At 64.5% G+C, this 15,613-nt stretch carries 13 protein-coding genes; 3 read left to right on the forward strand and 10 right to left on the reverse strand.

Annotated features, from left to right (window positions below; translation table 11 throughout):
* Positions 1 to 89: 89 nt before the first annotated feature.
* Complete coding sequence (locus tag AC0L21_RS02445) at positions 90 to 1,286, forward strand: amidohydrolase family protein (RefSeq protein WP_018459312.1); 1,197 nt, start codon at positions 90 to 92, stop codon at positions 1,284 to 1,286.
* A gap of 57 nt (positions 1,287 to 1,343) precedes the next feature.
* On the opposite strand, the gene AC0L21_RS02450 is transcribed toward AC0L21_RS02445, so the two are convergent.
* From AC0L21_RS02450 to AC0L21_RS02490, 9 genes are all read right to left on the reverse strand, one after another.
* Complete coding sequence (locus AC0L21_RS02450; RefSeq protein ID WP_473257648.1) at positions 1,344 to 1,733, reverse strand: hypothetical protein; 390 nt, start codon at positions 1,731 to 1,733, stop codon at positions 1,344 to 1,346.
* A gap of 43 nt (positions 1,734 to 1,776) precedes the next feature.
* Positions 1,777 to 2,232: a MarR family winged helix-turn-helix transcriptional regulator gene (locus tag AC0L21_RS02455; RefSeq protein ID WP_473257651.1), complete on the reverse strand. Its 456-nt coding sequence runs from the start codon at positions 2,230 to 2,232 to the stop codon at positions 1,777 to 1,779.
* Positions 2,233 to 2,258: 26 nt separating this feature from the next.
* Positions 2,259 to 2,963, reverse strand: coding sequence for an ABC transporter ATP-binding protein (locus AC0L21_RS02460; RefSeq protein ID WP_027569464.1), 705 nt, complete (start codon positions 2,961 to 2,963; stop codon positions 2,259 to 2,261).
* On the reverse strand, positions 2,960 to 3,751 hold the full coding sequence (locus AC0L21_RS02465) for an ABC transporter ATP-binding protein (protein WP_473257653.1): 792 nt from the start codon (positions 3,749 to 3,751) through the stop codon (positions 2,960 to 2,962). The genes AC0L21_RS02460 and AC0L21_RS02465 overlap by 4 nt, the downstream gene beginning before the upstream one ends.
* Positions 3,748 to 5,637 carry an ABC transporter permease gene (locus tag AC0L21_RS02470; RefSeq protein ID WP_473257655.1) on the reverse strand — a complete coding sequence of 630 codons (1,890 nt, stop codon included), beginning with the start codon at positions 5,635 to 5,637 and terminating at the stop codon, positions 3,748 to 3,750. Before AC0L21_RS02470 ends, AC0L21_RS02465 begins: the two co-directional genes overlap by 4 nt.
* 147 nt (positions 5,638 to 5,784) lie before the next feature.
* Positions 5,785 to 6,987, reverse strand: a complete 1,203-nt coding sequence (locus AC0L21_RS02475) for an ABC transporter substrate-binding protein (protein WP_473257660.1) — start codon at positions 6,985 to 6,987, stop codon at positions 5,785 to 5,787.
* A 25-nt stretch (positions 6,988 to 7,012) separates the two neighbouring features.
* A complete protein-coding gene (locus AC0L21_RS02480) occupies positions 7,013 to 7,597 on the reverse strand; it encodes an amino acid synthesis family protein (RefSeq protein ID WP_211399699.1) in 585 nt (194 codons plus the stop codon).
* 27 nt (positions 7,598 to 7,624) lie between these two features.
* A complete protein-coding gene (locus AC0L21_RS02485; RefSeq protein ID WP_473257662.1) occupies positions 7,625 to 8,521 on the reverse strand; it encodes a UPF0280 family protein in 897 nt (298 codons plus the stop codon).
* The gene (locus AC0L21_RS02490; protein WP_473257664.1) at positions 8,518 to 9,975 is read right to left on the reverse strand and encodes a 6-hydroxynicotinate reductase; all 1,458 of its coding nucleotides are present in this window, start codon (positions 9,973 to 9,975) and stop codon (positions 8,518 to 8,520) included. Before AC0L21_RS02490 ends, AC0L21_RS02485 begins: the two co-directional genes overlap by 4 nt.
* A 282-nt stretch (positions 9,976 to 10,257) precedes the next feature.
* Here AC0L21_RS02490 and AC0L21_RS02495 point away from each other — a divergent pair, with 282 nt between their 5' ends.
* Both AC0L21_RS02495 and AC0L21_RS02500 read left to right on the forward strand, forming a co-directional pair.
* Positions 10,258 to 10,740, forward strand: a complete 483-nt coding sequence (locus AC0L21_RS02495) for a (2Fe-2S)-binding protein (protein WP_473257666.1) — start codon at positions 10,258 to 10,260, stop codon at positions 10,738 to 10,740.
* Positions 10,740 to 14,270, forward strand: a complete 3,531-nt coding sequence (locus AC0L21_RS02500; protein ID WP_473257668.1) for a molybdopterin cofactor-binding domain-containing protein — start codon at positions 10,740 to 10,742, stop codon at positions 14,268 to 14,270. Before AC0L21_RS02495 ends, AC0L21_RS02500 begins: the two co-directional genes overlap by 1 nt.
* On the opposite strand, the gene AC0L21_RS02505 is transcribed toward AC0L21_RS02500, so the two are convergent.
* Positions 14,267 to 15,235, reverse strand: a complete 969-nt coding sequence (locus tag AC0L21_RS02505) for a catechol 2,3-dioxygenase (protein ID WP_473257671.1) — start codon at positions 15,233 to 15,235, stop codon at positions 14,267 to 14,269. The two genes, AC0L21_RS02500 and AC0L21_RS02505, sit on opposite strands and share 4 nt — an antisense overlap.
* Positions 15,236 to 15,613: the final 378 nt, after the last annotated feature.

The raw sequence follows: 15,613 nt of genomic DNA on the forward strand, positions 1-15,613 counted from the left end.
TTTGTATACTAATGAATAATCCGGCTTGATCCCGCGGTCAAGGCTGCCCAAGATCGGAAGCGTTGCAGTTAAGGATAAGGACCCATTCCATGGCGCATGACGCACCCCAGGCCACCGGACCCTCGAAGCTCGTGATCCGCAATATCGGCCTGATCCTGTCCGGCGCGCTGGAAAAGCCGATCCTGGACGGCGACACCATCGTCGCCGAGAACGGCAAGATCACCGCGATCGGCCGCTTCAAGGATCTCAACACCGAAGGCGCGACCACCATCGTCGAGGCCAACGGCACCACGGTGGCGCCCGGCCTGATCGACAGCCATGTCCACCCGGTTGCGGGCGACTGGACGCCGCGCCAGAACCAGATCGGCTGGATCGACAGCAATTTGCATGGCGGCGTCACCACGATGATTTCCGCCGGCGAAGTGCATATGCCCGGCCGCCCGCGCGACGTCGTCGGGTTGAAGGCGATGGCCATCTTCGCACAGCGCGCATTCTGGAATCTGCGGCCCGGCGGGGTGAAGGTTCACGCCGGCGCGCCTGTGATCGAATGCGAGATGGTGGAGGAGGACTTCAAGGAGTTGGCCGCAGCCGGCGTCAAGCTGCTCGGCGAAGTCGGCCTGGGCGGCGTCAAGGACGGCCCCACGGCGCGAAAAATGGTCGGCTGGGCCCGCAAATATGGCATCCAGAGCACCATCCACACCGGCGGTCCCTCGATCCCCGGCTCCGGATTGATCGACAAGGACGTGGTGCTGGAGGCCGACACCGATGTGGTCGGCCACATCAATGGTGGCCACACGGCGCTTCCCGACGATCAGATCCGCTGCATCTGCGAGGGCTGCAAGCGCGGCCTCGAGCTCGTGCACAACGGCAATGAGCGCTCGGCGCTGTTCACGTTGCGCATTGCGCGCGAGATGGGCGATCTGCACCGCGTCATCCTCGGCACCGATGCGCCGGCCGGCTCCGGCGTGCAGCCGCTCGGCATTCTGCGCATGGTGTCGATGCTGTCCTCGCTTGGCGACCTACCGGCCGAGGTCGCGTTTTGCCTTGCCACCGGCAACACGGCGCGGATGCGCGAGCTCGATTGCGGCCTCATCGAAGTCGGCCGTTCCGCCGACTTCGTCATCATGGACAAGGCGCAGCATTCGGCCGGCAAGAACATTTTGGACAGCGTCCAGCTCGGCGACCTCCCCGGCATCGGTATGACCATCATCGATGGTATCGTGCGCACGCAGCGCAGCCGCAACACCCCGCCGGCCGGCCGGGTGCCGGAGGTGGTGGCGAAGTGACGCAGCCGGAGCGGTTCGCCGCTCCGCGCGGTCCCTCGGGAAAAGCTGATCACCCAATCAACGGCGCTTTGCGATTTCGCAACGCACGTAGGTCTGGCGCTTGCCTGGCCCGACCGGGCTGTTGTCCATCACCAGCTTGCCATCCGCGGCAATGGAAACCCGGGGACTAGAGCGATACTTCTCGCCCTCGCCTTCGCAGGCGAGCTTCATTTTCCAGCTGAGCTTTCCATCGGCGGTGATCTCGCTGGCGCGGCACCTGGTCTCGTACCAATAGAGGCGGTTGCCGCCCTCGATGCTCATGCGGTTGGCGCTGTCCTGGTCGCGGCAGTCCTTTTTGGTTGACGCCCAGAACCCCTCATAGGCTTGCGCCGCCAGGGCTGGAGCACACTGGCCCGCCAGCACCGCACTCATATTCAGAACCATCGCAAACTGCGTCGCCGCTCTCATACCGAAAAACCTCGACAAGACCTTCATCGAGGTTAGTCGCGCCTCACCGCAGCTTGTTCAACAGCGCCATGAGCATATCGCGCTCCCTTGCCTCGAGCGGGGCCAGCGTCTCCCGTGTGATCGCGAGCGCATTCGGAGCGACCTTTTCCGCCAGCTGCTGCCCCGCGCGCGTCAGGCTGACCAGAAGCCGCCGTCCGTCCTCGGGATCCTGGCTGGTCTCGGTGAGGCCGCGCGCCGTCAAACGATCGATCACGCCCTTGATGGTCGCCACATCCATCGCCGTGAGGCGCCCGAGCTGGTTCTGCGAGCATGGCCCGGCCTCGGCCAGCTTCGATAGCGCTGCCCATTGCGTCGGCGTGATATTGGTGCCGATCTCGCGAGAGAAGATCGCGCTGTGGCGCTGCCAGACCTGGCGAAGGATGAAGCCAACCTGCTCATCGAGCACGTAAGGCGGCTTTGCTGGTTTGACGCTTTTCTTCGCCGCGACGCTTCTCGCCATCCGCTCGATACCCTTGCCCTTTGCCTTCACAACGACAAATGTGCGTCGCGGATATCCGGACGCGCGTCGAGCTCGGCCATGGTGCCGCCGAAACAGATGCGGCCGCGCTCGATGATATAGGCGCGATCGGAGATCAGCCGCGCAAAGTGCAGATTCTGCTCGGAAACGACGATGCTGACGCCCTCCTTCTTCATGGTCAGGATGGCATCGACCATCTGCTCCACGATCTTCGGCGACAGGCCTTCCGAGGGCTCGTCCAGCAGCACCAGCGACGGATTGCCCATCAGTGTGCGTGCGATGGTGAGCATCTGCTGCTCGCCGCCGCTCATGCGCCCGCCCGGGCGATTTTTCATCTCGCCGAGGTTTGGGAACAACGAAAACAGCTTGTCGCGGGTCCAGTGCGGCGCGTTCGGGCGCTTCGGCTGGCGGCCCACCTCCAGATTCTCTTCGACCGTCAAATCAGTGAAGATGCGCCGCTCCTCCGGCACGTAGCCAAGCCCATCCCGCACGATCTCATGTGTGGGACGTGCCGAGACGTCCTTGCCTTCGAACATGATCCGTCCCGAGCGCTGCGCGACAAGTCCGACGATCGAACGGAACGTCGTCGACTTGCCGGCGCCGTTGCGGCCGAGCAACGCCACGACTTCCCCCTCGCCGACCTCGAAGCCGATGTCGAACAGGATATGGGCCGGGCCGTAGTGACTATTGAGGTCCTGCACCGTGAGCTTCATGCCGATGCTCCCTCGCGATGCCCGGCCTCGTAAAGCAGGCCCTCGCCGAGATAGACAGCCTGCACCTGCGGATTGCCGCGGACCTCGGCGGGCGAGCCCTCGGCGATCAGCGTGCCGCGGTTGAGCACGATGATACGATCGGCATGCTCGAACACCACGTCCATGTCGTGCTCGGTGAAGAGAACGCCGATCGATTTTTCCCGGGCGATCTGCGCGGTCAGTCGCATCAAGTCGACGCGCTCGCGCGGCGCCATGCCGGCGGTCGGCTCGTCCATCAGCAGCAGCTTTGGCTGGTTGGCGAGCGCGACGGCAAGCTCGAGCCGCTTGAGATCGCCATAGGCAAGCTCGCCGCAAGGGCGATCCGCATAGCCGCCCATGCCGACCAGCTCGAGCAGTCGCCCGGCTTCGCCGCGGTCGAAGTTCGGCGCCGAGCCCCAAAGATTGTACAATTGCTTGCCGTGCGAGATCAGCGCGACCTGCACATTCTCCCGCACCGTCATGGTCGCGAAAGTCGCGGTGATCTGGAAGGTGCGGCCCACGCCCATCCGCCAGATCTCGCGCGGTTTCCTGCCGGTTGTGTCTTCGCCGAGCAGGCGGACGTGGCCGGTATCAGGCTTGTTCTGGCCGTTGAGCATGTCGAAACAGGTGCTCTTACCCGCGCCGTTCGGTCCGATCAGCGCCAGGATCTCGCCTGATCGCAGCGAGAACGAGACGCCGCGCACGGCATGGACGCCGCCATAGGATTTGGTCAGGCCTTCGACCGCGAGAAGTGGGGGGGCGACGCTCATTCGGCGGACTCGATCGGCTGGGCAAGCAAGGGTGACCCGGGCGGCGATACCTTCCTGCGGCGCTGCGCCAGCATCTCCAGCATGCCGACGATGCCCTTGGGGAAGACGACGACGATCAGAACGATGAAGCCGCCGAGCACGAGTTTTGACAAATCGGTCTGGCTGACCAGCCAGATGTTCAAGGCCTTGTAGACGATGGCGCCGATCACCGCGCCCGACACCGTCTCGACGCCGCCGAGCAGCACCATGACAAGCGCATCGACCGAGAGCGAGATGCCGAGATTGTCCGGGAAGACACTGCCCTTGAGATAGGCGAACAGCGCGCCGCCGATGCCCGCGGTCGTGCCCGCGATCACGAAGGCCGTCCACTGGATGCGCTTGGCGTTGATACCGACCGCTTCGCTGCGCAGCAGCGAGTCGCGCGTCGCCCTCAGCGCATAGCCGAACGGCGAGAACACCATGGCCCGCAACGCGATCGTCACGAGCGCCGCAACGCCGAGCGACAGCCAATAAAAATGCGATGGGCTCGCCGCCCAGCTCGCCGGCCAGACGCCCAGGATGCCGTTATCGCCGCCGGTGACGCTCACCCATTGGAACGCGATGGACCAAACGATCTGCGCGAAGGCGAGCGTCAGCATCGCGAAATAGACGCCCGAGAGCTGTACCGCGAAGAAGCCGAACACGGCAGCGCCCATGCAGCCCAGCAGCGGCCCGAGCAACAGGCAGACGATCATCGGCAGTCCCGCCATCTTGGCGAGGAAAGCGACGCCGTAAGCGCCGAGGCCGAAATAGGCGGCATGGCCGAAGGAGGCAAGCCCGCCGACCGACATCAGGAAGTGCAGGCTGACGGCAAAGATGACTGAGATCGCGATCTCCGAGCCGACCGTGAGCGCATAGTTGCCGGCGAACAGCGGCAGCGTCGCCGCGATGACGAGCGCTGCAAGCGCAGCCAGCCGCTCATTCGACGTCAGCGGTCGCCACGGATTGACCGTGAGGCCCGGCGTCTTGCGCGCGGGGGCCTCAGGTTTGCCGAACAGGCCCCAGGGCCGCACGATCAGCACCGCTGCCATCACCAGGAAGACCAGGATGATGGAGATCTTTGGAAAGATCAGGATGCCGAAGGCGTTGAGCTCAGAGACCAGCACCGCCGCGACGAAAGCGCCGATGATGCTGCCGAGGCCTCCGATCACCACGACGACGAAAACCTCGACGATGATGCGCAGATCCATCGCGTGATGCACGGCATCGCGCGGGATCTGGAGCGCACCGCCGAGAGCGGCGAGGAAAACGCCGACCGCAAACACGCTCGTGAACAGCCATTTCTGGTTGACGCCGAGCGCTGCGACCATGTCACGGTCCTGTGTCGCTGCGCGCACCAGAACGCCCCAGCGCGTGCGCTGGAACAGGAGCCAGAGAATGCCGAGCACGACCGGACTGAGCACGATCAGGAACAAATCATAGCTCGGGATGTTCTGGCCGAAAAAGTCGATCGCCCCCTTGAAGCCGGGTGCACGGCGCCCGACGAGATCGTCCGGGCCCCAGATCAGGACGACCAGGTCCTCGACCATCAAGGTCAGGCCGAAGGTCGCAAGCAGCTGGAACAACTCGGGCGCGTGATAGATGCGCCGGAGCAGCACCATCTCGACAATGACGCCGATCACCGCTACGGCAAGCGCCGCGATGACGATCCCGCCCCAGAAGCCGAACGTCCCCGATAGGCGCTCCGTCAGCGTGAAGGCGATATAGGCGCCGATCATGTAGAACGCACCGTGCGCGAAATTCACGATCCGCGTCACGCCAAAGATGATCGACAGGCCCGACGCCACCAGGAACAGCGACGCTGCGCTGGCGAGACCGGTCAGAAACTGTACGACGTAAAAGGCCATCGGCGGTCCGGGTTGGGTTTCAGTGCGCACCCCGCGGGAAGCGCTGACCTTGTAGGGTGGGTTAGCGAAGCGTAACCCACCTTCTTGTCGTGCGGCACCGAAGTGGTGGGTTACGCCTCCGGCCAACCCACCCTACGGCAGCGGAGATCAATCCTTCGGACGCAGCTTCTCGACTTCGGCATCACTCGGCAAATAATCCGCGCCCTTCTTGTAAGACGAGTCCACCATGACACCCTTGCCGTCCTTCAGCGCGGTCTTGCCGACATAGGCACCGAGCGTCGACTGGTGATCGATCTTGCGGAAGGTGATCTCGCCCAGCGGCGACGGCATCGACAGTCCTTCCGCCGCAGTAATCAGCTTCTCCGGATCGGTCGAATTGGCCTTCGCCAGGATCGCCGCCGCCGACTTGATGGTCTGGTAGCCGACGATCGAGCCGAGGCGCGGATAGTCGTTGTACTTGGCCTGATAGGCCTTCAGGAACGCGTCATGCTCGGGCGTCTTTATCGAGTACCAGGGATACCCCGTGACGATCCAGCCCTCGGGCGTCTCCTCCTTGAGCGGGTCGAGATATTCGGGCTCGCCGGTGAGGAACGAGACGACCTCGCGTCCCTTGAACAGGCCGCGGGTGTTGCCTTCACGCACGAGCTTGACGAGATCCGCGCCGAAGGTGACGTTGAGGATCGCTTCGGGATTTGCCGCGGCAACCGCCTGCACCACCGGACCGGCGTCGATCTTGCCCTGCGGCGGCCACTGCTCATCGACCCACTGGATGTCGGGCCGCTTCTCCGACATCAGCTTCTTGAATACGGCAACCGCGGACTGGCCGTATTCATAGTTCGGCGCGATCGTCGCCCAGCGCTTTGCCGGCAGCTTGCTGGCTGCCTCCACCAGCATCGCCGCCTGCATGTAGTTGGAAGGTCGCAGTCGGAAGGTGTACTTGTTACCCTTGGACCAGGTGATGGCGTCCGTCAGCGGCTCGGCCGCCAGGAAGAACACCTTCTTCTGGTTGGCGAAATCGCTGACCGCAAGACCGATGTTCGACAGGAACGTACCCGTCAGCATCGCCACGCCCTCGCTCGACACCAGCTCGTTGGCCGCGGTCTGCGCATCCGCCGGCTTGCCGCCGTCGTCCTTGGACACGACGACGAGCTTCTTGCCGTTGATGCCGCCGGCTGCGTTGATCTCTTCGACCGCGAGCTGCCAGCCCTTGCGATAGGGCTCGGTGAACGCCGGCAGCAGCGAATAACTGTTGATCTCGCCGATCTTGATGTCCTGCGCCAGGGCCGAATGAGCCATGCCGCTTGCCAACAGCGCGAACGCCGCACCGACAAAATACTTCTTTGCTTGCATCCCAACCTCCACTTTTCTGAAAAGATTAACGCAGTCCGTCTTCGCCCTTGATCTCCGCAGCCGTCAGCCCGCCGACCCGGGGCAAAGGACGCCCGCTGTCGGTGACGGCAACCGCGACCATGATCTCGTTGGCGCGCGGCGCGTCGTTGATCTGCACTTCCATGCCGTCGAAATGACTGCGCACGAAAGCTGCATCCTTGTGGCCCAGCGGAATGTCCAACGTCGTGCCGGGTCCACTGCGCTTCTTCGACGACGGGATCAGCGCAGCGCCCTTGCTCAGCACTTTACGCACCGGCGCGCCCATTTTCGGGTGAAGGATGGCGGCTGCATGCTCCAGCTCGCCGTTTTCGCCGACGGCCGCAGCCTTGCCATAGCTCTGCGCCTTGGACCCGTCGATGCCGAGCGCCGCCACCGCACGCTTCGACAGCAGTTCGCCGAGCTCCTCGCCAATCGCGATCAGCGGCGAGAGATCCTCGACATACTTTCCAGCAAAGGGGTTCTCGATCACGGCGATTGCCGCCGCACGCCGCGTCGGCGGCGAGACCTGGCGGCCCATCTCCATCTGCGTCTCTTCGACGACGGTGACGATCTTGCGGATGATCGCGCTCATGATTGTTTCCTCAAGCCGCTTCCCTGTTCAGGCATGAACCGCGATCTCCGGCACAAGCGGGCGCGATCGTTGCCGTTCAATATCTTTGGTCCCGATGACAAGCATATCACCACAAAGCTGCAGCACGGCACCCTCGATCAATCCGCGATCGAATAGTTGCCGTGCACATTCCGCGCCAGATTCGAGCGCGGTGGTGATCTCGTTCTGCGACAATCCCCTGACGTCACGGGTCACGAGCCGCGCGCCGAGATCGCTGTCGGGCTGAAGCTCGCTGGCTGGCTTTCGGACGATGGCGGGATGCCCCGGCAAATCGACGGCGTTCGCAATGATCGTCGCGGCGGCATCGGCTTGCGACGCCGTTCCGGCCAACACGGTCACCGCATCGGCAATCCCGAGCGAAAAGCTGCGGCCGTGCCGCCCACTGGTCGCGATGCCGCGCACGGGATCATCGGCGCCCACCTTGATTGTCCGCATCACCCCGTCGCGATCGGGCCGGTCCATGAGGCCGACCGAAAAATGCTGGTCGTCGCAGAGATGCAGGGCGATGTCGCCGCCATTGTTGACATAGGCCCGTTCGAGCGCCGCAACGTTCAGCATCGCGCCCAACACCTCCTCCGCCACGCTGCCGGCCACAGCGGCCATCGGCGTGATGAAGCCGTCAGCGGCATAGGGCGCCACCGCGGCGTGCATACGACGCGCCACAACGCCTCTCAACGAAGTTGGGCCGTCGACGGCGGTCCGCAGCTCCGGCAGTTCCGCGCAGAGTTCGTCGAGTAACCCCGTGAAGCGCCGGGCGGCAGCCTCATAGGCTGCACGCACTGCGTCGGCGGCCCCCGTCGCCTCGGCGACCAAATCAATCGGTCCATCCTGCAAATGCAGCCGCCGGCCGTCAGACAGCAACGCGATTTGCGGGAGCCTTGTCATGCCCGAGGTCCCGGAATCGGGTTCTGCCACGGCAATTGGCGGACGTCGTCGCCGCGCTGAACTTCGGCGAGCGGTTTCACATAATCCATGTGCCCGCCGAGCGCCGCATAGTCCGACAGCTTCATCGTGAATTCGATCGGCGCGACCAGCGCCGGCGTCGGCACGTAACCGAATGCGCCCGCCGGCATCTGCGTCACATCGACCATGTAGGTGATGCCGCCGCCCGGCCAGACATAAACAGGTGCGCCGCCACTTGTGACGCGCGTCAGAGCGTCCTTCACCGAGCGCGTCAGCCGCACCGGATTATCGGTCACGCCCGCCCGCAAGGAACCACCGGCGCCCGCCATGAACAGCACCGTACACAGCGCCGGCTCGCAATTCTCCTGAATGCGCTCGACCGAAAACTTGAGGTCATCCGGCATCTCGGTCTCGACCGGCTTCAAGGCTTCGTCGAGCACGTAATAGGACGAATGCTCGCCCGTCGTGGAGACCATCAGCATGGAGAGGCCAGGCCTGGCCTCCGTCGCGTCGAACGGCCCGAGGATCGCGAGCGGATCGGAGATATTGGTGCCGCCCCAACCCGTGCCGGGATCGGCGACCTGGAAATAGCGGCCGGGCGTCGAGCGGCGCCCCTTCATCTTGATGCCGGTGTCGGCGATGTCGAGCAGCTTGCCGGCCTGGTGCTCCGAGAGCACGCCGGTGATATGGTCGTCGACCACGACGACCTCGTCGACCTTGCCGTGCCATTGCTTGGCGAACATGCCGATCGTCGCCGAGCCGCAGCCGACGCGCATGCGCTCTTCTTTCATGCCGTTGACGATCGGCGGCTGGCCGGCCTGCACCACCACGCTCGCGCCGCCGTCGATGGTGAGCTCGACCGCCTTGCAATTTGCGAGGTCCATCAGCGTGTCGCAGGTGACGCGGCCTTCCTTCTTGGAGCCGCCGGTCAGATGGTGCACGCCGCCGAGCGACAGCATCTGCGAACCGTATTCGCTGGTGGTGACATGACCGACCGCCTCGCCTTGTGCACGGACGGTCGCGGTCTCCGGCCCGAGATAGCGGTCGGTGTCGATCTTCACCTTGATGCCGCAATAGGAGAAGATGCCCTCGGTGACGACAGTCACCATGTCGACGCCGTCGACCTCCGCCGAGACGATGAACGGCGCCGGCTTGTAGTCGGGATAGGTCGTACCCGCGCCGATCGCCGTTACAAAGGTGGAAGGCTCGTGGACGATCTTGCCGTCCCAATCCTCGGTGCGGCTGAACGGAACGAGCTTGCCGCCATGCGACACGGTGCGCTCCAGGATCACATGCGGATCGACGCGGACGAGCTTGCCCTCGTGATTGGCATAGCGGTCGCAGGCGCCCGCCGCGCCCGGCTTGATGTAGCACATCACCGGACACGCATCGCAGCGGATCTTGTCGATGGCGGCGCTCGTAGGTTCAGTCACCATGTCAAAGCCAGCCGACAGTGCAGTTATCATTTGTACACGAACGATGTTGCGCGCCCTCCCGATGGCTGTCAAGCGGCGGTGCGGCGCAAAATATGCGCCTGCCGCATAAAACCTCATTTGCCTATCCGCTCTGTCCACAAAGAAGGCATTCGCGCTGCACTGCGGCATGCACGGCTTGCACGTTTGTGTACAAACGGTATCGTCGCAACATAGATTTTGAGCGGACCTGGAATTTCGCGAAGCTTTGGCCGCGGCGCTCGACGAGTCGACTTGGGAACGAGGATGACGCAGAAACCGATCCGCATCACCGTGAACGGCAGGATCCACGAGATCACTGCGGCGCGGGACACGCCGCTGCTCTACGTGCTGCGCAACGATCTCGCGCTCAACGGTCCGAAATACGGTTGCGGCCTCGGTGAATGCGGCACCTGCACTGTCCTGATCGATGGCGCGGCGGCGCGCTCCTGCGTCATTCCGATCAGTGGCTGCGCCGGCCGCGACATCATGACGCTCGAAGGGCTAGGTACCCGCGACAAGCCGGATGTGGTGCAGCAAGCCTTCATCGACGAACAGGCCGCGCAATGCGGCTACTGCCTCAACAGCATGATCATGACCACCAAGGCGCTGCTTGCGATCAACCCGCGGCCGACCGAACATGAGGCGCTGGCGGCGCTGCGCTACAATCTCTGCCGCTGCGGCACGCATGTCGAAATCCTGCGCGCGGTGATGCGCGCGTCGGGTCAACTCGCCGGGACCGCTGATTGATGGCCTCCCCTGTTTCGAACGGAGCTGAGCTGCCGCCGGGTTCGCTCGTCGTCGTCCGCACCGTGGACGAGTGCACATCCGAGACCTTCGTCCGCATCACGGCAGACGGTTCAGTCACAGCCTACAATGGTCATGTCGATCTCGGCACCGGCATCCGCACGGCGCTTGGCCAGATCGTGGCTGAAGAGCTCGACGTCTCCTTTGCCCGCGTCGTCGTGGTGCTCGGCGACACCGCAACGGTGCCAAACCAGGGCGCCACGATCGCCAGCGAGACCATCCAGATCACCGCCGTTCCCCTGCGCAAAGCTGCCGCGCAGGCGCGTCACTTCCTGATCGCACGTGCGGCCGAGCGGCTGGAGCTGCGGGCAGCCGATCTCAGGATCGAAGATGGCCTTGTGCGCGGGCACGACAATCGCAGCGTCAGCTATGGGGAGTTGATCGGCGGAGAGACCATTCGTCTCGAGCTTGCCGACGACGTCGCCGTCAAGCCGGTCGGCGATTACGCCATTGTCGGCCAATCGATGCCCCGCGTCGACCTGCCCGCCAAGGCCACGGGCGAGCTGACCTTCGTGCACGACATCCGCGTATCAGGCATGCTGCACGGCCGCGTGGTGCGCCCGCCCTATGCCGGCGTTGACGCCGGCCCGTTCGTCGGCACCAGCCTGATTTCGGTCGATGAATCCTCGGTGCGCGACATCCCCGGCATCATAGCCGTCGTGCGCATCGGCGATTTCGTTGGCGTCGTCGCGGAGCGCGAGGAGAACGCGATCCGTGCGGCCGAGCAGCTTGCGGTGAGCTGGCGACCGACGCCTGAACTGACGGATCTCGCCGACGTCGAGACGGCGCTGCGTGCCAACCCGTCCACCCCGCGCACGCTGATCGACAAGGGCGATGTCGATGCTGCCATTGCCGGTGCAGCCAAGCCGATGCGGCGCACCTACGTCTGGCCCTATCAGATGCATGCCTCGATCGGCCCGTCCTGTGCGGTCGCCGACTTCCAGGACGGCAACGTCCGCGTCTGGTCGGGCACGCAGAACCCGCACGTGCTGCGCGCAGACCTGTCGCTGCTGATCGAGCGTCCCGAGAGCGAGATCGAGGTCATCAGGTTGGAGGCGGCCGGCTGCTACGGCCGCAACTGCGCCGACGATGTCACCGCGGACGCGCTGTTGCTCTCGCGCGCGGTCGGCCGGCCCGTGCGCGTGCAGCTGACGCGGCAGCAGGAGCACGCCTGGGAGCCCAAAGGCACCGCGCAGCTAATCGACGTCAATGGCGCCCTGAACGCCGCGGGCAACGTCGCTGCTTACGATCTTGCCACGCGGTATCCGTCGAATGCCGCCCCGACGTTGGCGCTGTTGCTGACGGGGCGGATATCGCCGAAGCCGGACGTCCTCCAGATGGGCGACCGGACCGCGATCCCGCCTTACGATTACGAGCACATGCGCGTCGTCGCCCACGACATGGCGCCGATCGTGCGCGCGTCCTGGTTTCGCGGCGTCTCGGCCCTCCCGAACACCTTTGCGCATGAATCCTATATCGACGAAGCCGCGACCGAGGCCGGCGTCGACCCGATCGAATATCGCCTGCGTTACCTGAAGGACCAGCGCGCCGTCGATCTCGTCCATGCGGTCGCCGAACGGGCGGGCTGGACGCCGCGGCCGGTGCGCGGAGAGAAAGACGGCGAGATCGTGCATGGGCGCGGCTTTGCCTATGCGCTCTACGTCCACAGCAAGTTTCCCGGCTATGGCGCGGCGTGGTCGGCCTGGGTCACCGACGTTGCCGTGAACAAGTCGACCGGCGAGGTCAGCGTGACGCGTGTCGTCGCAGGCCAGGATTCCGGCCTCATGATCAACCCGGACGGCGTGCGCCATCAGATCCACGGCAACGTCATCCAGTCCACCAGCCGCGCGCTGATGGAGGAGGTCTCGTTCGAGCGCGGCGCAGTCGCGGCGCGCGAATGGGGCGCCTACCCGATCATCCCCTTCCCTGACGTGCCCAAGATCGACGTGTTGTTGCTGCCGCGGCCGGACCAGCCGCCGCTCGGCGTCGGCGAATCCGCCTCGGTCCCGAGCGCGGCTGCGATTGCGAACGCGATCTTCGATGCCACCGGCGTGCGCTTTCGCGAGCCGCCGTTCACGCCCGAGCGCATCCTGAAGGGGCTGCACGGCGGCGCACCGGCCACGCCGCAGGCGCTGCCCGCTCCGCCTGCGCCACAACCGTCCCATATCTGGGAGAATCCATTCGCCAAACGCGCCGGTATCTTCGCGACCATCGCGGCGATCTGCACCGCGGCGATCGGCATCGGCGCGGCTCTTTTGCCTAGCCGCGCCATCGCGCCGATCGCGCGGCCTGACCCATCGGTCTATTCCGCAGCGACGATCGCGCGCGGGCAACAACTGGCTGCACTCGGCAATTGCGCGGAGTGCCACACCATGATCGGCGGTGCGCTCAACGCCGGTGGCCGCACACTGGAGACGCCATTCGGCACGATCTACGCGACCAACATCACGCCAGATATCGAGACCGGAATCGGCGCCTGGTCCTATCCCGCGTTCGAGCGCGCGATGCGCGACGGGCTGCATCGCGACGGACGGCAACTCTATCCCGCCTTCCCCTACACGCACTTTTCGAAGACTGACGATGCCGACATGCAGGCGCTTTATGCCTACCTGATGGCGCAGCCTGCGGTGCGCGCGACGCAGCCTGCGAATACGCTCGCTTTCCCGTTCAATCTCCGCTCGCTACTTGCCGGATGGAATGCGCTGTTCCACCAGACGCGCGAGTTCAAGCCCGATCCTGCCAGATCCGAAGTCTGGAATCGCGGCGCTTATCTCGTCGAAGGACTCGGCCATTGCAGCGCCTGCCATTCGCCGCGCAACGCGCTCGGCGCCGAGCAGCGTGGCGCCTATCTCGCCGGCGGCTTTGCGGAGGGCTGGGAGGCGCCGCCGCTGACCTCGCTCTCGCATGCGCCGATCCCATGGAGCGAGGACGAGCTTTTCGCCTATTTGCGCACGGGCCACTCGCGATATCATGGTGTCGCTGCCGGACCGATGGCGCCGATCGTCAGGGATCTCGCGGCCCTGCCCGACCAGGACATCCGCGCCATGGCCGTCTATCTCAACTCGTTCAATGATGCCGCGACCGACGGGAAAGCCCAGGATGCGATTGCTCTGAAGCTTGAAGCTTCAACGCAAGTCAGGATGGCGTCCTCAACCGGCGCGCGACTCTATCAGGGCGCCTGCGCCGTCTGCCACGAGGTCGGCGGCCTGCCGCTGTTCGGCAGCCGCCCCTCGCTCGCGCTCAACAGCAATCTGCACAGCGCGACATCGGACAATCTCGTACAGATCATCCTGCACGGCATCGCCGAGCCGGTGTCGAGCGATCTCGGCTACATGCCGGCCTTCAAGAACAGCATGAGCGATGGGCAGGTCGCGGAACTCGTCACCTTCCTGCGCAAGCAGTTCGCACCGGACAGGCCGGCATGGACCGGCGTGCGCGAGACAGTCACGCGCCTCCGGACCTCAGCACATTAAGCGTGCTTCTTCACGTCCACCGGCGGCGTGCCGTGCGTATGGAACGACTCGATCGTCTTCAGGCCCCACGCCTGCCCCTTCTTGCGTTCTTCTTCGGTCCACACGATTGGCTTCCAGTCCGGTGCGAGAATGAGGCGCGCGCCCGCATTAGCGACCTCGACGCGGTTGCCGCCGGGTTCGTAGACATAGAGGAAGAAGGTCTGCTGGATCGCGTGCTTGTGCGGCCCGGTCTCGATGTGGATGCCGTTCTCCAGGAAGATGTCGGCGGCGCGAAGAATCTCTTCGCGGCTGTCGAGCGCGTAGGTGACGTGGTGGAAGCGGCCGGGCGTGCCGGAATGGTCGAGCGAATAGGCGAAATCGTAGCTCTTGTTCGACATGGTCAGCCACATCGCCGCTTCGCGGCCGTCGTTCAGCACGATCTGCTCGGTGAGCCGGCAGCCGAGATAGTTCTCGAAGAACTCGCGGTTGGCCTTGATGTCGGTGGCGAGGCAGTTGAGGTGGTCGAGGCGGCGGACGTTGACGCCGCGCGCGGGAAAGCGCTGCGCCTGGTTCTTCAGCGCCGGCTTCAGCTCGGGCGGCGCCTGATACCATTCGGTCTCGTAATAGAGCTCGACGATGTGGCCATCGGGATCGCGGCAGCGGAAGGTCGGCCCCTGCCCCATGTCGCCGTCGATCCAGCCGATGTCGAAACCGGACCCCTTCAGCGCCGCGACGCGGCGCTCAAGCGCCTGCTGGCTGCGCGCGCGCAATGCCATGTGCTCCATGCCCGACGTCTTCGACGCCGTCAGTTTGAGCGAATAGCGCTCGTAATCGTCCCAGCCGCGCAAATAGACCGAGTCGCCCTTTTGTCCGCTGACGGTCATGCCCATTACGTCGACGAAGAATTTCAGGCTCTCGTCCGGCTTCGGCGTCAGCAGTTCCATGTGGCCGAGATGAGCGAGATCGAGGATCGGTTCGGGCTGCATGGTGTCCTCCAAGGCGTGGCTCGCGATCCGCCGGACCGGATCCCGCGATCTGGCGCAGGCTGCAATCCGCTCACGCCCCGGTGGGCGATACCGAGGCCGGTTTATTTGTACCAATGTACAAATGATTAGGTTCCGTCAACAAACCAAACATCGCCCCCGAGAGCGAATGACGGGCCATCCAGGATGACAACCCGTCTCAGGACGGCGGACCGACTGCCCGAATGGTAAAATCTTCCTTAAACACTCCCAAGCCCCGCCGGCCGGGAAAAAGCAGCATTTTCCGGCCCCTTCTGCCTGAAAGTATGCATTGGGAACAAACTTCTCACCCGAATTGTCGCGGATTTAACGAAGCGCCGGCGCCTGCCGTTTAACCGTTTG

The organism is Bradyrhizobium sp. WSM4873 (assembly GCF_055811355.1).